The sequence below is a fragment of the Enterobacter sp. CPE_E1241 genome, from assembly GCF_045618265.1.
Classification (GTDB): domain Bacteria; phylum Pseudomonadota; class Gammaproteobacteria; order Enterobacterales; family Enterobacteriaceae; genus Enterobacter; species Enterobacter adelaidei.
On record NZ_JBIWYV010000001.1, the window covers coordinates 4,083,575 to 4,102,910 of the forward strand.

The window sequence follows — 19,336 nt, forward strand, 5'->3', positions numbered from 1 at the left end:
GAAATCTGAACATGGCGCTTGTCATTAAATATTTCGCGATTGCCTTCGCCATCGCGCTTGTGGTCGTGCTGTTTAACGTGTTCGGGAGTACCGGCGAGATACGCAGTTTTGGTCAGGGAATGGAATATCTGTTCTGGATGACGCTTGGGCCCGGAGCCGGTATGACGGTCGGTGCTGCTCTTCGACAATGGCTGATGCCGGATGCGGTATACACCCGCGAAGGAATGACCGGATTACTCAAGGCCCGTCTGTTCTGGCTTGTGGGCCCACAGTATATCGGCTGGCTGGCCGGACTTATCGTCGTGGGTAAACAACTCATGTAACACGGCTGCCCCCCAACAACATTTTTGACTGAGAAGGAAAAATACCATGCGATTCATGCACGCCATCCTGTCAGCAGGATTACTGACCTTTGCCATCACGGCACAGGCGGTCCCCAATATGTGGAGCAGTGGCTTCGGTATGGGCGTCACCGAGTACATCATCACCAGCCCGGAAAACGTGATGATGAACCTGAACTGCACCGGCAACCCTGACGACCAGAATATCCTGCAGCATCACGTCATGCTCACCCTGCCTGACGGCAGCGGTGCCGATTCACAGGATGAGAAAACCGCCATCACCGTCGTCACGGATGACCAGACGTTCCCCCTGCCGTCCTCTCTGGGCTGGCGTAACGGCGACAACGCCTGGCTGTCGTTCATTGATGCCATCAGAAAAGCAACGTCGTTTGAGATTTACGTCAACGACAAACAGGTGGGGCACTTTACCCCTTCGGCTGGAAACGTTCACAAGGTTCTGGCTGATATGCCCGAATGCACGACACTGACCGCCGGGTAACCCGGCGCATCCCCGGTTTACAGCAAAATCAATCAAGGACAATACGATATGACCGACATTTCGACACTCAGCCAGCGACTGACGACGCCAACCCTGCATTTTGTTCTACTCACCGTCGCCACCTGCGGCATCTGGCCGTTACTGTGGCTGTACCGAAAACAGCAGATTATCAGCGACACCACCGGATATCCGGTTTGCGGCAATCTGTTTATCATCTGGCTCGCCGTCTGTTTTGGGCTCGGACGACAGTTCGGCGTGATGGCCTCACCGGACCTGGCGGGCTACTACACGGGCAGCGATACACTGTTGGCCTTAAGCGGCATTCTGTCGCTCACCTGCGGCGTGATGTACATCGTCTGGGCCTTTAAGGCCAGAGCAGCACTGCGACACTATGCGCTGAACACCTTCCGGTTTGACCTGAAGATGAATGCGTTTTATACCGTGGTGCTCAACGTCTTCTACATTACATACTGCATCAACGATATGCCGCAGGCACTGGCGAAGCACCGCATTATTCATGGTCAGGCCCCTGTGCCGCCGGAGTCTCCGTCACCGCAGTAACGCAGCTCTCCTCTTATTATCCGGCCGGGGCATTCCTGTGTGCCCCAGATTCATCCGGATCCCCCCTCTGAGATTTGACCCAATGACATTACTGAAAATCGTGCTCAACACCCTGCGTCAGGTGCTGACGTGGTGCGCCAGCAGCCGGGCGCAGCAGTTTGTGGAAGACCACTTCCGCGAAGAAGGCTATGACGAAGACAGTATTTACATCGCCAGACAGGCGGCAACCCTGCTCGCAGGTGCCTTAATCACAGCGCTCATGGAACAGATACTGCAGCTTATTGCCACACACTTAACCCACTGATGCCCTGCTCACTGAGCGGGGCATTTTGTTTTATGCCATTCATCAGGAACTGAATATGCAAGTCACTGACGATACGTCGTTACCGCCAGGGCAATTCACCCGCCGACAGGCTGAAGCCGTGGTCACGCTTTACCACAACGTCACTATAGAAGATGACCAGGGTACGCACTTTCGGCTGGTTATTCGCGACAGCGAGGGGACGTTAATCTGGCGGGCCTGGAATTTTGAAGCCAGTGCCGGGGAATGGCTTAACCGCTATCTGCTCAGCCACGGGATCCCCAAACACTGACACACCACAGCTTAACCCAATAGCGACCACACAAAAAAGCCATGCTCCCACAGGAGCATGGCTGTTTTGTTTATGCCGTTAAATCAACAATAAGGAATTTACCATGAGACTAGCCAGCCGCTTTGGACGGACAAACCAGATCCGTCGCGATCGTCCGTTAACCCGCGAAGAACTGATGCAGGTCGTTCCCAGCGTATTCAGTGCAGATCGCCACGGTTCCAGGAGCGAAAAATACGCTTACATACCCACCATTACTCTGCTCGAAAATCTTCAACGCGAAGGCTTTGAACCCTTCTTCGCCTGCCAGTCACGCGTACGCGACCCTGACCGCCGGGAGCACACCAAACATCTGCTGCGCCTGCGTCGTACCGGTCAGATAACCGGCCAGCAGGTTCCCGAAATCATTTTGCTTAACTCGCACGATGGTAGCAGCTCATACCAGATGCTGCCGGGGCTGTTCAGAGCCATCTGCACCAACGGGCTCGTCTGCGGACAGTCGTTCGGTGAAATTCGTGTACCGCATCGTGGCGATGTGGCCGGGAAAGTGATTGAGGGGGCTTATGAAGTGCTCGGTGTCTTTGATCGGGTGGAAGAAAAGCGCGAGGCCATGCAGTCACTTCGACTACCAGCACCCGCGCAACATGCCCTGGCGAACGCCGCACTGACATACCGCTTTGGTGAAGAATATCAGCCGGTGACCGCAGCGCAGATACTGACACCGCGACGGTATGAGGACCATCAGGACGACCTGTGGACCGTTTATAACCGCATTCAGGAATCGTTGCTGAAAGGCGGGCTGAGCGGACGCACCGCACAGGGTAAACGTACCCACACTCGTGCGGTTAACGGTATCGACGGGGATATCAAACTCAACCGCGCGCTCTGGGTGATGGCCGAAGAACTGCAGCAGGCACTGAGCTGATGCAGCACATTCCTGCAAATACCCGTCTGACGGCTGTCTGGCCCGTTTCCCTGCAAAACCAGTCCGGCTGCCGTTCCATCTCCGACGATGACCTCTGCGCCTGGTGCAGACATCTTTGCTACCGTCCCGGCGAGCTCAGCCTGTGCCGACTGTCTGTATCTGACAGCATCTGGCCCTCACGGTGCGATGAAGATGGCTATGCGCAGTCCTGCCCGTCACTCCTGCTGAACCAGCATCCCCAACCCGATAAATAAACAAGGAAAAACTAACATGACCGACATTATTAACCTTCACGATACCCTTCCGTTACCGCCACAACCTGCCGGTTCTGCGCCAGCGCTGACCGCCACCCTCGTACAGGACGAGCAGCGCATCGGCTTTTGGCCGCAGTACTTCGGCAGCATACCGCAGTGGATAATCCTTGAGCCGACGGTCTTCGCGTGGATGGACCGTTTCTGCGCCGACTACAACGGCGGTATCTGGAATTTTTATACGCTCAGCAACGGTGGTGCGTTTATGGCCCCGGAAGCGGAGAACAATGAACCGTGGTCGCTGTTCAACACTATGAACGGCAACGGCGGTGAACTCAGTGCCGACGCTGCGGGGATTGCCGTCTGTCTGATGACTTACAGCCACCATGCCATGCGCACCGAATGCGATGCCATGACGGAGCACTACTACCGCCTGCGGGATTACGCGCTCAGTCACCCGGAATGCAGCGCCATCATGCACATCATCGACTGAGCATCCCGCCATGTCGTATGAACTGTCTCACCTGAATACCCTGTGGGATGCGCTGGGGAAAATAACGGTCAGGGATGAGGACGGAGACGTTGTGACCGACGAACTCTTCCTGCATTTTCTGACGGGCACCTCTCTCTTCCCTATCTGGTCATGGTTTGAATCCCAGCACGACGAGTTCGTCGTTGCCGTGAAACTGTACAACACATCAATCCCGGACGGGTCAACATAAAGGAAAAGCCAATGAATATAACCCCTTGCCCCCCCGACAGCGGGGGAATATCTCCCGCCGCACAGCGCACTATCCGACGTGCGCTGACCCTGCTGGAACGCCAGTTACGCGAGCCCGGCGCCTCCTTTACCTCCACCACCGCCGTTCGTGACTGGCTGCGTCTGCAACTCGCCTCACTGGAGCGTGAAGTATTCACTGTACTCTTCCTCGATAACCAGCATCGTCTGATAGCCCACGAAACGCTCTTCACCGGCACCATCAATCATACGCAGGTCCATCCCCGCGAGGTGGTTAAGGCCGGTCTGAAGCATAACTGTGCCGCTGTCATTGTGGCGCATTGCCACCCGTCAGGCCTTGCCGAACCCAGCAATGCAGATCGTCAGGTCACTACGCGTATTCAGCAGGCGCTGGAGCTGGTTGATATCCGACTGCTTGATCACCTGGTGGTGGGCGGCATGGAGATCGTCTCGTTTGCTGAGAGAGGGTGGCTTTAAGGAGAGAATAACGATGAAAATCATCAGCAAACGCCAGGCGATGGCGATATACCGCCAGCATCCGCAGTCCCGGTTGTTTCGCTTCTGTGCCGGCAAATACACATGGTCCGGCAGCATCTGCCACTACGCAGGTCGGGAAGTGCAGGATATCAGCGGCGTGCTCGCCGTCTTCGCAGAACACCGTCAGGACCGCAACGGCCCGTACGTCGTATTACGCAGCGTTACGCTGAATTAATTCACGTTTAAGGAAGGCTAAAATTGTCGAATACAATACCGCCTGTAAACCACGATATCGCCGCCCCTTGGTGGGGGCTTAAACGCGATATCACCCCCTGTTTTGGCGCACGTCTGGTGCAGGAGGGCAACCGGCTGCATTACCTGAACGACCGCGCCAGCATCACCGGCACCTTCAGCGACGCGGATTTACGCCATCTCGACCAGGCATTCCCGCTACTGCTGAAGCAACTGGAGCTGATGCTGCTTTCCGGTGAGCTGAATCCCCGTCATCAGCACTGCGTCACGCTGTATGCAAAAGGGCTGATATGCGAGGCCGACAGCCTCGGCTCGCACGGGTACGTCTATCTCGCAATTTACCCGACACCTGCAACAACAGAATAAACCTCCCGGCAGTTTTCCTTCGTTTAACTCACCAGTAAAGGTTTCCATTATGCAAACACAACCTGTTCCTCCGAAACGGGAGGTTTCGCCACGCCCGTCACCCGTGGCGATCTGGCAGCGCCTCCTGAGTCACCTGCTGGACCGTCACTACGGTCTGACGCTCAACGACACGCCATTTGGCAAAGATGGTGTGATCCAAGAGCATATCGATGCCGGTATCTCACTGTGCGACGCGGTGAATTTCATCGTGGAGAAATACGACCTGGTACGCACTGATCGTCGCGGTTTTAACGCGGAAACTCAGTCGCCGCTTCTCACCAGTATCGATATTCTCCGCGCCCGCAAAGCCACCGGGCTGATGACCCGTCATAGCTACAGGGCCGTTACCGACATCACCACCGGCAAATACCGTGAGGTGCAACCATGAAGCTGTCCCTGACGGTGGAAGCCGATGCCATCAACGTACTGGCCCTCAACATGGGCCGGATCGTCGTAGACATTGACGGTATTGAACTGACCGACCTGATCAATGTGGTGAACCAGAACGGTTATTCGCTTCTCGTTGCTGACGAACCGGGGAAATTGATTGTTGAAGATCCAATTCCGCCCGTTGCCCGCCTGAACGGCATTCAGTGCAGCACTGCACATATCACGGCGGAAGACAATGCTCTGCTGTTTACCCTTTCACACCAGCATGAAGACTTTGGCGAGTCTGAATGGATTAGTTATACCGGCTCGGGTTATCTGCTCCACCTGGGCGCGTGGTCGTTTCCGGTCTTACGCCTCAAACGCCTCGGTCTGTCAAAAGCCTGCCGTCGGTTATTAGTGACGCTTATGCGTCGCTACGCCGCTGGCATTGTTCATCTGGATGCCTTTGGCGAAGTGCTACCAAGTTTTACAACCTTTGACTGGTAACCCCACCTCAATCACCACAAGGTTTTTACATGCCGGAATTAACCACCGAAGTGGCTCTCAACATTCTGATTGGCTGGCTGCAGGACAACATCAGTTGCAACACCGGCATTATTTTCGACAACGACGAAGACAAGACGGATTCAGCAGTGCTGTTGCCCTGGATTGAGCAGGCGCGAAACGATGTTCGTAATCTCCGCCATCTTCAGCTTCTGCAACAGACCAGAACCTGTTAGCCACCGAACCATACTCACCACACACCTATAAGCCCCAGCCCTTACCGGCTGGCGCTTTGCTTTATATAAAGGAAATTAAAATGTCAGATCTTACCCTCACCGAACCTGAAGTGTTAACCGGCCATACCGATGTGATTTGTTCTACCAGTATTGAGCGCATCATCACCGGACGTAATTTCGCGATTGCACAGATTGAAACGCTGATACAACAACTTGACGATATCTCGACGCTGACCCGCAGCATCGGCGGTGGTAAAGCGAATGAATAGGGAATGCGGCAATACAGCTACGACTGCTGGCTGATGGAGGATACTGATACGGCCATGAAAGCCATTACTCGCAATATCGATCGTGGTATATGGCGGGATCTGATGCAACGCTCGGGAATGCTGGCGCTCATGGACGCACAGGTCCGCGACGAGTGGTACAACAGCCTGGAGAAAGACGATATTCCGGCTATCAGTGAAGAGAATATTCTCAACACATTCGAACAACTGCATCTGAATAAAGGTGAGGTGTTTGAACGAGGTGTGATTAACGTGTTTAAAGGTCTGAGCTGGAATTTTAAGACAAACAGCCCCTGTAGGTTTGGCGGGAAAATCATCGTGACGGGGCTTGTCAAATATGACCGGTGGGGATTTGGTCTGAACTGGGGCTGGCAGCGTGACCGGTTAACGGACCTTGAGCGCATGCTGATGCTGCTGGATGGGAAGGCCATCCCCGACAATCGCGCCGACGTCACGCGCCGGTTAAGCGACCATATCCATGAGAACAGGCATAGCACCCGTTATGAGGATGAGATGTCTGTGATTAAGTATTTTCAGAAGGGAACTGTCCATATCACGTTCAGGCGATCGGAGCTGGTCGATAAGCTGAACGACATTATCGCGAAACACTATCCAGGGGCGTTGCCCACTAAACAGTAAGGAACCAAATTATGGTATCATTTTCAAACATGGATGGTGCTCACTGCGATTCCGTAGTAGATCACTATACCTTGCCATCAAATAGTATTCAGATGGATGTAAAAGTTCCTGTTCAACCATCAAATTTTGACCCTTTGCAGAAGGGGGCCTTAATGGGGGCCTCAACGTTTATGGAACAAGATAAAAACCATTCTAATCAATGCAATTACAAAACAAAATCCATTCCGAGTCCGGGCACCAAATTCAGTATTAACGGACGTCGAAAGACGTCCGTTTTTCGTTTTAAGCCCCATCATCGCTTTCATTATCGTCGCAACCACCAGAATCATTTCATCCCGAGTTACCCGATCTTTTTCAGCAGTGCTTTCCACTTTGCTAATCATGTCTTCGACAATTCTACTTCTCCTGCAGTGCCTCCTTTCTGTTTGCCAAACCGAAGCTGTCAGCACCTTTTTAAGGCGTTACAGGGGGAGATTTTTGCTCCGCAAATAACTGAGTCACCCCGTTCAAATGACGCTGAATTTGCTGTTGCGTAACCAGTGCGGCATCGCCCTGCTGGCCCTGCATCACACGAAGTTGCTCCTCCAGAGGGATCGTCTGGTTAAAGCTGTTCATCATCTGGTAGACGCTGGATTTCAGTTCGCTGACGGTGATGTATTTGCCTTTCTGTCCGTCCAGCGTATTGAGCCTGTCGGCCAACACCTGAAGTTGCTGCATGCCTTCATGCCAGCCAGTTAATGCGCTTGCAGAGAGTTTGTTTTCAGCCTGTCGTTGTTGCCACTTCTGCTGTAGTTCAGCGACTTCGGGTTTCTGGGGCCACAGCACTTTTGCCTGTGCCAGCAACCCATTGCCATACTGATATATCCAGTCAGGAGGAAGTGCAGCCAGACTGTCCAGCTGCAATGATGCATTTTTCAGCCAGCCTGTAGGGTCAAGTTTGTCTTTATCAGATTGCTGAAGTGTCTGCACTTGAGCACTGCTCAGCGCCTGAGGAAGAGGAGCCACCGAAGCTGTAAGCGCATCCGTAGCCTCATCTACCCTGGATATATAGTGCCAGCCAGTGAGTGCAATAGAACTCAACACCAATGCGGAACAGACTCCCGCCAGAAACACCGGCCAGCGCTTCGGCTGCGGTGTTGCCGCATGCACGACCTGCACATTCAACTCTGGCTCAGGACGAATAACGTACACCAGGCGGCTGGTAGAAGAGGGGTTTTCCAGGGCCGATTCCGCGACCAGCGCCTGTGGTGGCAGCGTCACCGCCTGCAGTCCACTGTCTTGTGCCGAGCTGTTTTCAAGACGTGTCAACGCACCTTGTATCTGCTGCATCAGCGGCGCAGTCAGGCAGACATGTTTCAGCTCCTGACGCACCAAAATATCATTGACGGATCGTAGCAGCCCTTCTGTCTGCACTAGCGCAGACAAATCACCATGATCGAGTGAAAATGTGCGAAAAAGCTTCTGCAAGCGCTGCAAAAGCCCGTTGAGGATTTCTGCGCGAGCATGAATCGGTTGCGGCCAGAACTGCGCCCATTGATGGCTCAGCAGGGCATTCAGGATAGCCAGCCCTTCGTTCAGGCCATTGATACGGGCCAGGTGGCTACGGGCAAGCGTATACCAGGCACCGGTCTGTAACTCGACGCCATTTAGCTCAAATAATGAGAGCGACAGGGCCTCCACCTGCGACCAGTTCACGTCGGGACGTGCCGGATGGGTGAGTTTGGCCATCTCATCGCGCAGCGCAATAAAATCAGGTAGCTGACGTGGGTCACTGCCGGTTTTCACCGGGCGAGGTTGAACATCGTGCATAGTGGTCCATCCCTGAGGATAAGCAGAAAGCGAGGTTTACTCTGGTAGCAGTACGCTAATCATGTCGAAAAATGCATTTTCACTGAACACCGTTCGGGGGGCCGCCGGGCGGCCAAATGTACTGAATGACCAGTTCGCATCCTCTCCCGAACGCATAAACAGGCGGTATAACGGCGTAATGCGACCGTCACTGCATAGTGTCACTTCGATGCCCCCCGTCACACCCTGCCCGTACAAAAACACAGGGGTGAATTTCATCATTCGGTTTCCATAACGCAGAGCAATAGCGGGGACGGTGAAGGAATGGTTGCCCGCAAAGGCGTCAAGCACCGACACCGGCATCGTTTCAATGTTGATGCCTGTCCCGGTGAGCCAGGTTTCCATTGTTTCCTGAAGCTGGTTCATTCGCTCACAAAACTCGGCAATATCGGCCTGACTTTTGCTGTCAAAAACGCGACTGCGGGGCTGCTGCTCCTGCAGTTTTTTCATAAATCGTGCTTTGGCTGACATACTTTCCCTGTGGTTTTCGTCAGATAAATGAGCCCTGTATATGGGATTTGGTATCGAGATAATTCTGCTGTTTGAGGTGGCGAATCAGCACTCGCCCTTCCGGCATAAACTCCGTGCCGTAGCGGACAAGGCCGATGCCTTTTAGCTCGGCATCAATGGCGTAACGCAATTCGCCAGGGATTTCCTGGTCGAGCAGAATCACATTGATACTTTTCAGGCGCGGTTCGTATTTGAGCAGCACCCCGGAGAAGATCTGCAGCAACTGGTGTGCGGTACCCGGCATCCCCTGCAGAATTTTGGTCAAGTCAGGCAGACCATAGTCCGGCAGATGCGCCAGCGTGCCGGCACGACAGTTGAGGATCCGCTGCATGTTATCAAGCACGGACAAAATCACCTGATTTTGCTCGCTGACCTGATGGAGATCGAGACCTCCGGTAAAGTTACCGAAGAGAGTTTCATAGAGTGAAGGTGCATTATTCGGCATATATTTTTTATTAACTAGTTATGGCATTTCAGAAATTGAATTGTATCTTCAGAAAGATTGCATCGCTCAATATATTGAGTTCTTTTTTCTTCTGTCAAACTTGACCAGAAAGATCTCCAATATACATCCCACCAAAACTCCATATCTCCTTGCAAGCTGCCATAAGCCCCAAAATCTCTATCGGGGAACACACTTTCCGGGTTAGGTGGTTCTAACCCCTCCCCACAAAGGCAGGTAATAAAATCATTGTGATTAGTGATAATCCTAACAATATCCTGTTCAAACTCCTTAAACTTGTAGCAAATTATTTTTTTATCACTCTCGACAAACACGCCTTTTTCTTTTGTCAACCGTCCATTGAAGAACAATTCAATCATATGCTCAACAACGAATAAATCATCAGGCTTTACCATAAAGCGAGTTGAATATGCATATACATTGTCTTTCTCTAAAGACAAAAACAATGGATACACTGAAGAGTGATCTAAAGACAAATCAAATTGTGCAATGGGAAAATCACTCTGCAACTCGTTTTTTTTTCTAAAAAAATTAATTTTCATCGATATAATCCGCCATCCAGTCCGCACCAAAATACCCGGCAGCCCCGAATACGATTCCACTAACGAGTCCCGTCAGCACCACTCCGGGACCAGTTTCAATGCCAATAGCAGCACCCGCAACAGTTCCTATTTTAGCACCAGCAATAGCCCCCCCACCCACCAGCTTGTCTGATTACTTCAGCTGTTATCGGTTTGACGCTGCCATTTTTGATAGATTTTTCGGTCGCCTGCTCGAGAGCATAAGCCGTGAAAATGATGCCTGTAACCTGAATTACACGAGCACCACGAGTAAAATACTTTGCATATTTTAATGTGTCTGGTGTAAAAATCGCAGATGCTGGTATTTTCTCTCCATGCACAATACTTCTTTATCTATATCTCTCACATAGTTTGAAATTCTCTCTATTTTTTCTTCAAATGAGGATTCTGGTTCCTGTAATCATCAAGGCTTTTGAGTATCTCTTCAGTAGAGATTAGTTTCTCACCTGACCTCACAGCTTTATCAATATCAACAATGATGGTCTTCCCTTCAAATCGCGGAGACCCTTCAGGAAATGCAGAACTAGTAGAGATATATGACGAAATATTATCTCCCATAACATGCTCGGCAACTGTAAATGGTGCTGAATAATTCTTTGACATTAAACCATATCGTTCAGGGTTGGTTTCTGAAAGAACTTTCAAATCTGACAAGTCCATTTTTGAAAGGTACGGAACAGTATTTGATGCGTAAATCTTCCTGACTAAAAAACCATCTTTACCGGGTTCATCAACAATAACAAAGAAAAAAGCCCTCGCAGGCATCAGTGGTCCTAAGACATCATAGTGGGAATGAGGTTTATCATTCGTCAAAGTGGACTGTTCAGACATTCCATTTCTCCAGCGCCGGGACACCCAATAAAATTGTTAATGTAGAGGCATCTTTGGTAAATACCCTATCGCAAAGCCCCTGTGAATCAGTGAACCCTTTAAATGTCTCCCCTTCTGTATTTGTAATGAAATATGGGACATTTTGAATGGGCTTACCATCATCAGCCAAAACCCTGAACTGCTCATCATAAAATCCTTTGCGCACAAGATCCTTGGCAACAGGGAAGGAATAAAACTGAACATCCTGCGAAGCACTTCCTGTCGTCGTCGTCCGCTTGATCTTTCGCGTATACGTTGTATTCGTCCCGTACTCTATCTTCCCGCCTTCGATTTTCAGGTAGCTGCCGCCACCAATCAGCGTCACCTTTTTCTTACCGGCGAACAGCATGTCGCTCGCCGATATCAGGCTCAGCTTTTGTTCCGCGGATAAGTGCATCTCGCCGTTCTGTGCCTGGATTTGTACCGGTCCTTCGCTGGCGTTCAGGGTCAGCGAACCGCTCTGGGCAAACAGGCCAATCTGTTCCCCGGCAAGAATCGCAGTATTTCCCATTGAGCCGCTGGTGAAGGCCACACCCTGCGGGCCGTGGAAGTGGATCATCTCGTTAAGCTGTTTCAGGCGCTGGTCGAACATTGCTTTCTGGCTCGCAATATCGGCTTCCAGTGCCTGCGCCTGGGCTGCTGCTGCGGTCAGGGCTTTCAGCTGCTGCTGGCAGATGTCGATTTCTTTCAGCGCCGCGTCCATGTCCAGCACTTCACCCGCCGCTTTGGTTTGCCCGTCGGCGGTGATGAACAGGCCTTTTGCCACGCGGATAACACCGTGTTCATCGGTGCGCAGCTCAAAGCCTGAGCCCCGCTGTTTGTTCTGCTCATCAACGATATGGCCCTGATTAAGCTGCGTGGCACCATAAGGTGTGGTGAGCGCGATGTGTTCCTGTCCGCGCTGGTCTTCCATTCGTAGTTCGTTATCTGCCGCCGTGCGCAGAATGTTCTGGCTGCGGTTGTCACGGGTGACGATGTCCTGATGTTCTGAGTCGTGGAACGCATACGCGATATACGGGCGGTCGATATCGCCATCGTCCCAGGCGATGCCCACTTCCGTGCCGTCAGTCAGCGGCGTGTGCCAGCCGTACTTATCGCCGGAATACGGTTTGGCCTGGCGTATCCACAGGTAGCTGTAGCCCGGCTCTGCATCTTTTATTCTTACGCTTTCTGATACACCGACCCAAGGCTTCGCCATTCCTTGAAAAAATCCAATGGGCAACTACAGCTCAGTCACTAACGGCAGTACTCCAAGATCCAACAGTCTGATTTCAATATCATTTGATTTAGCAATATGCTCTTTGTTGTTACCATCAAAAACGTCCTCCGTTGAAACAACTATTGTCCCAATTTGCTTATCATTCTTTATGACAGGTACAACTCTGGCAGCTTCTGGAATCAAATTAGGTAAAAGAACCGCTGGGATAAACAACATCCAACCACACGAAATCCTGTCAGGAAAAACCTTCTTATAGACTTCATCGTAACCATTTTCTTTTGGAATTATTTCCGAGAAGCTATAGCCACCAGACTCTACGCTTGAACTTGTGCAACTACCATTATTTTTGAGAAGCAATAGAAAGAAATTGAGCATTGAATCAACGTTTAAACTTACATTGCTCATTTCCGCGTCAAAAGTGATAACTAAGTTTATAGGATTTTTTCTGCGACCTGTACTGGAATATGAAGGGTAGCAATCTATTCCTGCACTATCTTCATCTGGTCCTCCATCCCAAATACCAGTTGTCCAGTTAGGATATTCTTTTTTATATTTTTCATCCCAACGGTTTAAGATGTCAGAGGAAATACCTTGTTCAGTGAATATTTTGTGCTGAAGAGCCTGTTTTCTGGAGTAGCCTTGCTCATACCACATTTTTGTTACCCCTAACAGAATATCAAGCTGTTTAGTTGTTTCCTGGAAGATGGTTGCAAGCTCAATTGGCTTAATTGGCTTAATTGGCTCATCACGGCCAAGTTTTTGTTCCATCCTGAAATTCAATTTCATGGTTGATACCTCACGATGATGTCATTGAACCCTACAAACATGCGTTTAAAATAAGCATAACTAATCGGCTGCATAAAAAACCAAACAACTTTTAATGGTTGATTTATTGTTGAAACCGCCTGATGTCGACCTGCCTGGTTTATTGCACTTCGGTCTCCTTTCCACCATTTTTTCTTTTGCATAGAGTTAATTAAAAACTGATCATACCGTGCCTTCGCCTCCCAGAACTGGCAAAACACCTCTTTCCAGCCATCGAAAGAAACACCACAGTATTTAAACTCCTGAATCTGCTTCGTCTCCGGGTTGTAGAATGTGCCACAAATTCTTGTCTGGTAGTTTATGGTGACTTCACTCCAGCGGGAACAGCGTCTTACCATCGGCATAACTTTGCCGTCCGGCGGGCAGTTTTTGCAGGATTTTTCATCGGCTTTATCCTGCCCGCAGTCTTTGGAATCCACGCCCTCATAGCTGACCGCTTCTGAGTAGTCCATATCGTCTTCCCAGAAATCACCGTGAGTTTCGGCGCTGACAATCATCGGCTCCTGGAGAATAGAATCATACTTTTTACCCTGGTAGGTAAAACCACTATTTCCAGATGATGAACCACCTGCCGGAGTGGACATATCATCATCCCAGCCATCATTATTTGTAGACGTTGAGCTCCCCCGTGAACCTATTGCGCCACCGGCTGCACCAGCGCTTCCGCGCTATACCACCACCGATTACGATGCCAACCATCAGAGACCTCTCCTTTCCCTGTTGAACACAATATGTTTTAGATTCTCAAAACGGTGATCGGTTGAATAGCCATTTGGCGTCCTAAGCCATTTGTCCACTTCAGGCTTCAGATAAAAACCGGGATAATACGTTTCGATCAACATAAAATCACGCCGGACGTTTTTCTCTTGCAGGGGCAGTGAATTAGCGTACTCTAGCGCAATCTTCAGACGGGGAAGATAAATAATGTCTGACTCAGTCAACTTCGGATCTTTCTTTCGGATCCGGCGGGCGGTTTCTTGCCACTGGGGAATGAACTGGCGCTATAGATAAAAACTAAAGTTCAGTCATCAGCGGCGATCACCCGAGATCAAGCAATCTGATTTCAATATTATTTTATTTAGCAATACGCTATTAATTTCACCACTAAATATATATTTAGTTGAAACTACTATTATGACAATTTGTTTATCATTCCTCACAACTGGTATAACCCTTGTCGCCTTATGAATCAAATAGAAATATTATAAACCAAATCATTGAATCAACTTTACACATTTTTAATCAGCACCGTGTCAAAACCAATAATTAATTCTAAAGGATTTTTACCACACCCAGCACTTGAATATGCACACATTGAGTTGTGATTTATAAATACAACAACCTTTCCTTTCTTCGCAATATTAATTTAAACATCTAACCATTTTGGTAAATGCCCATTTTCCGATAATTCTATCTCAACGTTATTTGCACAAATAATATCACTTTCATTCTTGCCATCAAATTCATTCTTCGTTATGACCAACGTGGATTTTCTCTCTGGAAAATGTACGATATCAGCAGCCGAAGGCACTTCATTAGAGCTAATCTCTTCCGGCAAATATAGCATCCACCCAGCAGAAAGACGGTCTTCAAAAACAGAGCGCTGCTCCATTCGATATTGCTCAGTTTCAAGACTAATATAACTATAAGTCCAGTGCTTTAGATCGGATATATCTGTTATTATTTTTTGAAATGTATTCCGATCATTTAAAGAATCTAGAGATCGAATAGCGATGGTCAAAGAATATCTATCCGGAGAAACTGCTGGAGTATTTTTGTACCAAATGACCACAGGACTTTCATCTTTTTCCTCGCTGGCTAATACAATGCTAATTGTTTTGTTTTTAGAAATCAAGCTATCCAAATAATCTAATGCTTCAGATGATACTGCTGAATTAGATAATGCAACAATTTCCTTTAAAGGATTAGCAATCAACCATTTTTGTGGCTTATTTTCCCATGCCGGTAGTAAGTTAATGATATCTTTCAATTCACCATACAAATTATGTGCTGAAAGAACCTTTTGTCTATACAAGATGCTTTGAATGATATATAACATGTCATCAACCTCTCATTTATTATGGAAAAACAGTCTTGATATATTCAACTGGCATAGGCTTGTGTATTACTTGAATTGTGAATTTTTGTTCTAAAAATTGAGTTCGTGCATAGTTGGCACTTATTGGCTGCATAAAGTACCATTCTAATCTTCCTGGAGGAATTCCTTTTTTAGCCGCAGCGTTTTGTCTTTGCGCTTGTTCAAGGAAAAGACCTTCATCGCCATATTTTATGGACATGAAAAATTTCAATAAACCATCTTTAGCAAAGAATTGGTCATAATTAGCTTTAGTTTCTTTCAGAAGACACTGTTTTGGCACAAATCCATCAAATGCAACGCCGTAGGTCCACTCCATTATTTTCATAACCTGGAAGTGAATCGGAAACTGACAAATATAAAACTGATACGCGACGCTGATATCTGACCACCCTTCTATATTTTGTAAAGTAACCATACCTTGAGTATAGATACATTGATCACAGCCTTCCTCACTTAATTCCTTCGTGAGTGTCTGAGCTTCAGCTTTGACTTTCTCCATCTCAGCCATCCTGGCGAGATAAGCCTCTCGGGCCTCATCCAAATTTTGTATAAGACTAATTATTCCACCGAGACGCCCTCCCCGGACACGAGGAAATGTTCCTGTCCTTCCGGCTGGTATAGGAAGAGTCTCTCCCATTTCACTCATAGCGCTCCTCCAGCAACTCGCCCCATCAGATGTTCTTTAATTTGTTGATATTTAATATATTCACATTCAACAGATTCAGAACCCTTCAATAACCATTGGCTGACTGCATAGTGTTTATAGAAATATGGTTCATATGCACTGGTGATTAAAAAATCAGTCATTACTTTTTTATCATTAAATCTATAGGTCTTCACAAAATCGTCTGCATCCTTTAATCGCTGTAGCAGTTCAGGATCTTCTCTTAAAGCGGGAGAATGAGTGACGATTAGTTTATACAAACCATTTAAATACATTGCATTTTCAGTCTGACTTAATAGATCCAATTTTTCCTGCGTCAATTTAATTACCATCAGTTCGTCTCTTTCATCTTTTACCAAAATTGCGTTCATCAAGTTCAGTTCTAAGATCAAGAACTTCCCCCCTTGATGTTAAAACCCACTGTTTCACCCCCTGAATTAATCGAGAGCGTTCAGGGAGTTCAAGCCAGACACTTAAATGCTCTAACACCCTGGGATCATAAAATCTGAACAAAGCACTTTTTCCATTGGGAAGTTCAATAGTGAGAAATTCTTTAAACTTTTGAAGCAAACCTTCAGGGGACAATGGGGAAAGTAACCATGAGAGAGCAGGATACTTCATATCGAGTTCTTTCAGTCTTCCCCGATAAAATTCAGAACGGTTTAATCTGATTAGCCATGGTCCAGCAAAAGCCAGCTTAGAATCGGGGTAAAGATCAAAGAGTGGATATGTAATAGCAATTTCAGATTCGATTTCATATCCAAAATGGCGCTCAAACTGTAATCCATCTACAAGAGCATATAAAGAACACTCTGGATGACATAATAATTCACGCATGATGTAATCATATGATTTGCTCATCAATCCCCCCGAACGACAAATGCATTGCCATTCATCGCTGCTTTCATCAGGCAACTCAGGCAAATACCACTCCCTGCTACAGCCTGGAAAGGTATGGCTGCGGGCCCCGTCGTCACCGACCGCTTAATCTTGCGCGTATACGTCGTACTGGTCCCGTACTCTATCTTCCCGCCTTCGATTTTCAGGTAGCTGCCGCCACCAATCAGCGTCACCTTCTTCTTGCCGGCAAACAGCATGTCGCTCGCCGATATCAGGCTCAGCTTCTGCTCTGCGGAGATGTGCATCTCGCCGTTCTGTGCCTGGATTTGTACCGGGCCTTCGCTGGCGTTCAGGGTCAGCGAGCCTGTTCTTGCAAACAGGCCGACGCCTTCCCCGGCAAGAATCGCAGTATTTCCCATTGAGCCGCTGCTGAAATCCCCACCCGCATTCATCACCACGTTCTGGCTGGCGGTCATCTGCATATGCTCGCCGCTGGTAAACGCCACCCCTTGCGGGCCGTGGAAGTGGATCATTTCATTCAGCGGTTTCAGGCGCTGGTCGAACATCGCTTTCTGACTCGCGATATCGGCTTCCAGTGCCTGCGCCTGGGCTGCTGCTGCGGCCAGGGCTTTCAGCTGCTGCTGGCAGATGTCGATTTCTTTCAGCGCCGCGTCCATGTCCAGCACTTCACCCGCAGCTTTGGTTTGCCCGTCGGCGGTGATAAACAGGCCTTTTGCCACGCGAATAACGCCGTGTTCATCGGTGCGCAGCTCAAAGCCTGCGCCCCGCTGTTTGTTCTGCTCATCAACGATATGGCCCTGATTAAGCTGCGTGGCACCGAATGGCGTGGTCAGCGCGATATGCTCCTGCCCGCGCTGGTCTTCCATCCGCAGTTCGTTCTGTGCCGCCGTGCGCAGGATGTTCTGACTGCGGTTGTCGCGGGTGACGATGTCCTGGTGTTCTGAATCGTGGAACGCATGGGCGATATACGGGCGGTCGATATCGCCGTCGTCCCAGGCGATGCCCACTTCCGTGCCGTCAGTCAGCGGCGTGTGCCAGCCGTAAGTATCACCAGCGTACGGCTTCGCCTGGCGTATCCACAGATAGTGATAACCCGGCTCTGCGTCTTCACGGCTGAAGTCCATTTTCACCCGGTAGCGACCCTGATTATCAAGATGGGCGTAGGTGTCATTCTTCTCGCGGCTCTCAACACGTGCCGTGAGCGTGCCGTTCATTTTCGGACGCGGTTTTTCCACCGGACGGAAGCAGAACTGTTCGCTGTAGGGTATGCCCCACACAGACACATGCAGGCGGCTGTCGCGTGCAGCGCTGTATGTGGTGAGGGTTATCAGCACACCTTCTTTCAGGTCACTGAGATTGCTGCCGTCGGCTTCCAGCACCATGCCCGGCATCAGCCCGGCGGCGTTGCTGAACAGGTGCAGCCGGACCGATTTATTCAGCTCACGCTCATGGTGGATACAGGCGTAAAACGCCCCGCTTTCGACTTCTGGCTCAGAGGTACCGTCATCACCGGCTTCCAGGAAAGGTGCCGCATAGCGGTAATGTTCCCCGGTCGTCGTGGCGCTGTTCCGGACGGTTACGGCGGAGTCCATCGGCGTGGTCGCCGTGCGGTAGTTGTAATCGCGGGTGCGGACCAGCCCGGTCACGGTGTTGTGCCAGGTGCGCAGCCCCCATACGGATTCAGCGGCACCGTCATACAGCGCAGACGGCTCCTGATAAGGCAGATGTTCGCCAAACTGGTAGAACTGCTGGCTGTCGGCAAAGGTCACCGTATCCAGCCCGGTGACATCGTTGACGCCGGTACGGAACCAGATGCCGACTTCAGAAAGAATGCGCTGGATAAACTGCAGGTCGGTTTCCCGCCACTGGGTAATGAGCTCGCGCTGCGGATAGCTCTTCTCCAGGCGAAACTCAAAGTCAGCCCCTTCCAGACCGTGCGCACGCAGCACCTGCTCCACCAGCTCCGGCACGGAGAGGTTCTGGTATACCGCACAGCGGCGGGTATGCGAGAGCAGTGCCAGGCGTGAAGATATCGTCACGCTGTAGTGCGTCTGGTCGTCGGTCGTACCCAGCCACTCAAAGCCCGTAATCACGCCATGCACTTCCCGTCCGCTGAGCATGCGCAGCGTGGCGTACTTCAGCAGTACATCCTCTGCTGCCACATCGCTCTGCAGCGAGGTGAACGCAATGCGCCATTCAGACGGGGCGCTCAGCGCTTCGCGTCCGTGGAAGTTCAGCACATCCGGTTTGACCCGGCTGTCGTTTATCTCCAGCGTGTAGCGGGTCTGTCCGTCGAACAGCGCCAGCCAGTTATCCATCGCC

Annotated in this window: 27 protein-coding genes and 2 pseudogenes; 16 read left to right on the forward strand and 13 right to left on the reverse strand. The window is 50.0% G+C overall.

Features of this window, described 5'->3' with window-relative positions; all coding sequences use genetic code 11:
• The first annotated feature begins 11 nt into the window (after positions 1-11).
• The 16 genes and pseudogenes from ACJ9Y9_RS19975 to ACJ9Y9_RS20050 all read left to right on the forward strand — a co-directional run bounded on the left by ACJ9Y9_RS19975 (position 12) and on the right by ACJ9Y9_RS20050 (position 7,075).
• Entirely contained in the window at positions 12-323 is a 312-nt protein-coding gene (locus tag ACJ9Y9_RS19975) for a hypothetical protein (protein WP_009652410.1), read from the forward strand.
• Between the two features lie 46 nt (positions 324-369).
• Complete coding sequence (locus tag ACJ9Y9_RS19980) at positions 370-840, forward strand: hypothetical protein (protein WP_009652431.1); 471 nt, start codon at positions 370-372, stop codon at positions 838-840.
• 48 nt (positions 841-888) lie between these two features.
• A complete protein-coding gene (locus ACJ9Y9_RS19985) occupies positions 889-1,401 on the forward strand; it encodes a DUF4234 domain-containing protein (RefSeq protein ID WP_009652395.1) in 513 nt (170 codons plus the stop codon).
• Between the two features lie 82 nt (positions 1,402-1,483).
• Complete coding sequence (locus ACJ9Y9_RS19990; protein WP_009652443.1) at positions 1,484-1,705, forward strand: hypothetical protein; 222 nt, start codon at positions 1,484-1,486, stop codon at positions 1,703-1,705.
• Between the two features lie 55 nt (positions 1,706-1,760).
• Positions 1,761-1,994, forward strand: a complete 234-nt coding sequence (locus ACJ9Y9_RS19995) for a DUF905 domain-containing protein (RefSeq protein ID WP_009652474.1) — start codon at positions 1,761-1,763, stop codon at positions 1,992-1,994.
• 103 nt (positions 1,995-2,097) lie between these two features.
• A complete protein-coding gene (locus ACJ9Y9_RS20000) occupies positions 2,098-2,916 on the forward strand; it encodes a DUF932 domain-containing protein (RefSeq protein WP_009652424.1) in 819 nt (272 codons plus the stop codon).
• Positions 2,916-3,170 (forward strand): hypothetical protein, encoded by a 255-nt coding sequence (locus ACJ9Y9_RS20005; RefSeq protein ID WP_009652519.1) that lies wholly within the window; start codon positions 2,916-2,918, stop codon positions 3,168-3,170. The genes ACJ9Y9_RS20000 and ACJ9Y9_RS20005 overlap by 1 nt, the downstream gene beginning before the upstream one ends.
• A gap of 16 nt (positions 3,171-3,186) precedes the next feature.
• On the forward strand, positions 3,187-3,660 hold the full coding sequence (locus tag ACJ9Y9_RS20010; protein WP_009652453.1) for an antirestriction protein: 474 nt from the start codon (positions 3,187-3,189) through the stop codon (positions 3,658-3,660).
• Between the two features lie 10 nt (positions 3,661-3,670).
• Positions 3,671-3,889 carry a hypothetical protein gene (locus ACJ9Y9_RS20015; RefSeq protein WP_009652503.1) on the forward strand — a complete coding sequence of 73 codons (219 nt, stop codon included), beginning with the start codon at positions 3,671-3,673 and terminating at the stop codon, positions 3,887-3,889.
• Between the two features lie 11 nt (positions 3,890-3,900).
• The gene (gene radC, locus ACJ9Y9_RS20020) at positions 3,901-4,383 is read left to right on the forward strand and encodes a DNA repair protein RadC (protein WP_016154455.1); all 483 of its coding nucleotides are present in this window, start codon (positions 3,901-3,903) and stop codon (positions 4,381-4,383) included.
• Between the two features lie 13 nt (positions 4,384-4,396).
• A complete protein-coding gene (locus ACJ9Y9_RS20025; protein ID WP_009652392.1) occupies positions 4,397-4,618 on the forward strand; it encodes a DUF987 domain-containing protein in 222 nt (73 codons plus the stop codon).
• Between the two features lie 23 nt (positions 4,619-4,641).
• Positions 4,642-5,001 (forward strand): type IV toxin-antitoxin system YeeU family antitoxin, encoded by a 360-nt coding sequence (locus tag ACJ9Y9_RS20030; protein WP_009652436.1) that lies wholly within the window; start codon positions 4,642-4,644, stop codon positions 4,999-5,001.
• Between the two features lie 49 nt (positions 5,002-5,050).
• Positions 5,051-5,428 carry a TA system toxin CbtA family protein gene (locus ACJ9Y9_RS20035; RefSeq protein WP_016154457.1) on the forward strand — a complete coding sequence of 126 codons (378 nt, stop codon included), beginning with the start codon at positions 5,051-5,053 and terminating at the stop codon, positions 5,426-5,428.
• The gene (locus ACJ9Y9_RS20040; protein ID WP_009652438.1) at positions 5,425-5,916 is read left to right on the forward strand and encodes a DUF5983 family protein; all 492 of its coding nucleotides are present in this window, start codon (positions 5,425-5,427) and stop codon (positions 5,914-5,916) included. The genes ACJ9Y9_RS20035 and ACJ9Y9_RS20040 overlap by 4 nt, the downstream gene beginning before the upstream one ends.
• Positions 5,917-5,945: 29 nt before the next feature.
• Positions 5,946-6,149 (forward strand): DUF957 domain-containing protein, encoded by a 204-nt coding sequence (locus ACJ9Y9_RS20045; RefSeq protein WP_009652505.1) that lies wholly within the window; start codon positions 5,946-5,948, stop codon positions 6,147-6,149.
• An 80-nt stretch (positions 6,150-6,229) separates the two neighbouring features.
• Positions 6,230-7,075 (forward strand): annotated as a pseudogene (locus ACJ9Y9_RS20050) (DUF4942 domain-containing protein).
• Between the two features lie 453 nt (positions 7,076-7,528).
• Here ACJ9Y9_RS20050 and ACJ9Y9_RS20055 read toward each other — a convergent pair.
• The 13 genes and pseudogenes from ACJ9Y9_RS20055 to ACJ9Y9_RS20115 form a co-directional block, all read right to left on the reverse strand.
• On the reverse strand, positions 7,529-8,884 hold the full coding sequence (locus tag ACJ9Y9_RS20055) for a VasL domain-containing protein (protein ID WP_028018563.1): 1,356 nt from the start codon (positions 8,882-8,884) through the stop codon (positions 7,529-7,531).
• A gap of 36 nt (positions 8,885-8,920) precedes the next feature.
• A complete protein-coding gene (locus ACJ9Y9_RS20060) occupies positions 8,921-9,373 on the reverse strand; it encodes a hypothetical protein (protein ID WP_229255550.1) in 453 nt (150 codons plus the stop codon).
• A 40-nt stretch (positions 9,374-9,413) separates the two neighbouring features.
• Complete coding sequence (tssE, locus tag ACJ9Y9_RS20065) at positions 9,414-9,878, reverse strand: type VI secretion system baseplate subunit TssE (protein WP_028018565.1); 465 nt, start codon at positions 9,876-9,878, stop codon at positions 9,414-9,416.
• 14 nt (positions 9,879-9,892) lie between these two features.
• Entirely contained in the window at positions 9,893-10,438 is a 546-nt protein-coding gene (locus ACJ9Y9_RS20070; protein ID WP_028018566.1) for a hypothetical protein, read from the reverse strand.
• Between the two features lie 402 nt (positions 10,439-10,840).
• A complete protein-coding gene (locus tag ACJ9Y9_RS20075; protein ID WP_229255551.1) occupies positions 10,841-11,308 on the reverse strand; it encodes a hypothetical protein in 468 nt (155 codons plus the stop codon).
• Positions 11,301-12,503: pseudogene (locus ACJ9Y9_RS20080) on the reverse strand (type VI secretion system Vgr family protein); the annotation flags it as partial. The pseudogene ACJ9Y9_RS20080 and the gene ACJ9Y9_RS20075, both read right to left, overlap by 8 nt.
• Positions 12,504-12,569: 66 nt before the next feature.
• On the reverse strand, positions 12,570-13,352 hold the full coding sequence (locus tag ACJ9Y9_RS20085) for an Imm52 family immunity protein (protein WP_050482936.1): 783 nt from the start codon (positions 13,350-13,352) through the stop codon (positions 12,570-12,572).
• Positions 13,349-13,975 (reverse strand): Tox-REase-5 domain-containing protein, encoded by a 627-nt coding sequence (locus ACJ9Y9_RS20090; protein ID WP_032666933.1) that lies wholly within the window; start codon positions 13,973-13,975, stop codon positions 13,349-13,351. Before ACJ9Y9_RS20090 ends, ACJ9Y9_RS20085 begins: the two co-directional genes overlap by 4 nt.
• 782 nt (positions 13,976-14,757) lie before the next feature.
• Positions 14,758-15,450, reverse strand: a complete 693-nt coding sequence (locus ACJ9Y9_RS20095) for an Imm52 family immunity protein (RefSeq protein ID WP_028018558.1) — start codon at positions 15,448-15,450, stop codon at positions 14,758-14,760.
• 19 nt (positions 15,451-15,469) lie between these two features.
• Positions 15,470-16,135 (reverse strand): restriction endonuclease fold toxin 5 domain-containing protein, encoded by a 666-nt coding sequence (locus ACJ9Y9_RS20100; RefSeq protein ID WP_050482935.1) that lies wholly within the window; start codon positions 16,133-16,135, stop codon positions 15,470-15,472.
• Positions 16,132-16,545, reverse strand: coding sequence for a hypothetical protein (locus ACJ9Y9_RS20105; RefSeq protein WP_028018557.1), 414 nt, complete (start codon positions 16,543-16,545; stop codon positions 16,132-16,134). Before ACJ9Y9_RS20105 ends, ACJ9Y9_RS20100 begins: the two co-directional genes overlap by 4 nt.
• Positions 16,499-17,014 (reverse strand): DUF4123 domain-containing protein, encoded by a 516-nt coding sequence (locus ACJ9Y9_RS20110; protein WP_072032723.1) that lies wholly within the window; start codon positions 17,012-17,014, stop codon positions 16,499-16,501. The genes ACJ9Y9_RS20105 and ACJ9Y9_RS20110 overlap by 47 nt, the downstream gene beginning before the upstream one ends.
• Positions 17,014-19,332, reverse strand: coding sequence for a type VI secretion system Vgr family protein (locus ACJ9Y9_RS20115; protein ID WP_033830143.1), 2,319 nt, complete (start codon positions 19,330-19,332; stop codon positions 17,014-17,016). The genes ACJ9Y9_RS20110 and ACJ9Y9_RS20115 overlap by 1 nt, the downstream gene beginning before the upstream one ends.
• Between the last annotated feature and the right edge of the window lie 4 nt (positions 19,333-19,336).

Excerpts from the sequence above, each read along its gene's own strand:
- ACJ9Y9_RS19975 (WP_009652410.1), top strand. The coding sequence starts at position 12 with ATGGCGCTTGTCATTAAATATTTCGCGATTGCCTTCGCCATCGCGCTT.
- ACJ9Y9_RS19980 (WP_009652431.1), top strand. The coding sequence starts at position 370 with ATGCGATTCATGCACGCCATCCTGTCAGCAGGATTACTGACCTTTGCC.
- ACJ9Y9_RS19985 (WP_009652395.1), top strand. The coding sequence starts at position 889 with ATGACCGACATTTCGACACTCAGCCAGCGACTGACGACGCCAACCCTG.
- ACJ9Y9_RS19990 (WP_009652443.1), top strand. The coding sequence starts at position 1,484 with ATGACATTACTGAAAATCGTGCTCAACACCCTGCGTCAGGTGCTGACG.
- ACJ9Y9_RS19995 (WP_009652474.1), top strand. The coding sequence starts at position 1,761 with ATGCAAGTCACTGACGATACGTCGTTACCGCCAGGGCAATTCACCCGC.
- ACJ9Y9_RS20000 (WP_009652424.1), top strand. The coding sequence starts at position 2,098 with ATGAGACTAGCCAGCCGCTTTGGACGGACAAACCAGATCCGTCGCGAT.
- ACJ9Y9_RS20005 (WP_009652519.1), top strand. The coding sequence starts at position 2,916 with ATGCAGCACATTCCTGCAAATACCCGTCTGACGGCTGTCTGGCCCGTT.
- ACJ9Y9_RS20010 (WP_009652453.1), top strand. The coding sequence starts at position 3,187 with ATGACCGACATTATTAACCTTCACGATACCCTTCCGTTACCGCCACAA.
- ACJ9Y9_RS20015 (WP_009652503.1), top strand. The coding sequence starts at position 3,671 with ATGTCGTATGAACTGTCTCACCTGAATACCCTGTGGGATGCGCTGGGG.
- radC (WP_016154455.1), top strand. The coding sequence starts at position 3,901 with ATGAATATAACCCCTTGCCCCCCCGACAGCGGGGGAATATCTCCCGCC.
- ACJ9Y9_RS20025 (WP_009652392.1), top strand. The coding sequence starts at position 4,397 with ATGAAAATCATCAGCAAACGCCAGGCGATGGCGATATACCGCCAGCAT.
- ACJ9Y9_RS20035 (WP_016154457.1), top strand. The coding sequence starts at position 5,051 with ATGCAAACACAACCTGTTCCTCCGAAACGGGAGGTTTCGCCACGCCCG.
- ACJ9Y9_RS20040 (WP_009652438.1), top strand. The coding sequence starts at position 5,425 with ATGAAGCTGTCCCTGACGGTGGAAGCCGATGCCATCAACGTACTGGCC.
- ACJ9Y9_RS20045 (WP_009652505.1), top strand. The coding sequence starts at position 5,946 with ATGCCGGAATTAACCACCGAAGTGGCTCTCAACATTCTGATTGGCTGG.
- ACJ9Y9_RS20055 (WP_028018563.1), bottom strand. The coding sequence starts at position 8,884 with ATGCACGATGTTCAACCTCGCCCGGTGAAAACCGGCAGTGACCCACGT.
- ACJ9Y9_RS20060 (WP_229255550.1), bottom strand. The coding sequence starts at position 9,373 with ATGAAAAAACTGCAGGAGCAGCAGCCCCGCAGTCGCGTTTTTGACAGC.
- tssE (WP_028018565.1), bottom strand. The coding sequence starts at position 9,878 with ATGCCGAATAATGCACCTTCACTCTATGAAACTCTCTTCGGTAACTTT.
- ACJ9Y9_RS20070 (WP_028018566.1), bottom strand. The coding sequence starts at position 10,438 with ATGAAAATTAATTTTTTTAGAAAAAAAAACGAGTTGCAGAGTGATTTT.
- ACJ9Y9_RS20075 (WP_229255551.1), bottom strand. The coding sequence starts at position 11,308 with ATGTCTGAACAGTCCACTTTGACGAATGATAAACCTCATTCCCACTAT.
- ACJ9Y9_RS20085 (WP_050482936.1), bottom strand. The coding sequence starts at position 13,352 with ATGAAATTGAATTTCAGGATGGAACAAAAACTTGGCCGTGATGAGCCA.
- ACJ9Y9_RS20090 (WP_032666933.1), bottom strand. The coding sequence starts at position 13,975 with ATGTCCACTCCGGCAGGTGGTTCATCATCTGGAAATAGTGGTTTTACC.
- ACJ9Y9_RS20095 (WP_028018558.1), bottom strand. The coding sequence starts at position 15,450 with ATGTTATATATCATTCAAAGCATCTTGTATAGACAAAAGGTTCTTTCA.
- ACJ9Y9_RS20100 (WP_050482935.1), bottom strand. The coding sequence starts at position 16,135 with ATGAGTGAAATGGGAGAGACTCTTCCTATACCAGCCGGAAGGACAGGA.
- ACJ9Y9_RS20110 (WP_072032723.1), bottom strand. The coding sequence starts at position 17,014 with ATGAGCAAATCATATGATTACATCATGCGTGAATTATTATGTCATCCA.
- ACJ9Y9_RS20115 (WP_033830143.1), bottom strand. The coding sequence starts at position 19,332 with ATGGATAACTGGCTGGCGCTGTTCGACGGACAGACCCGCTACACGCTG.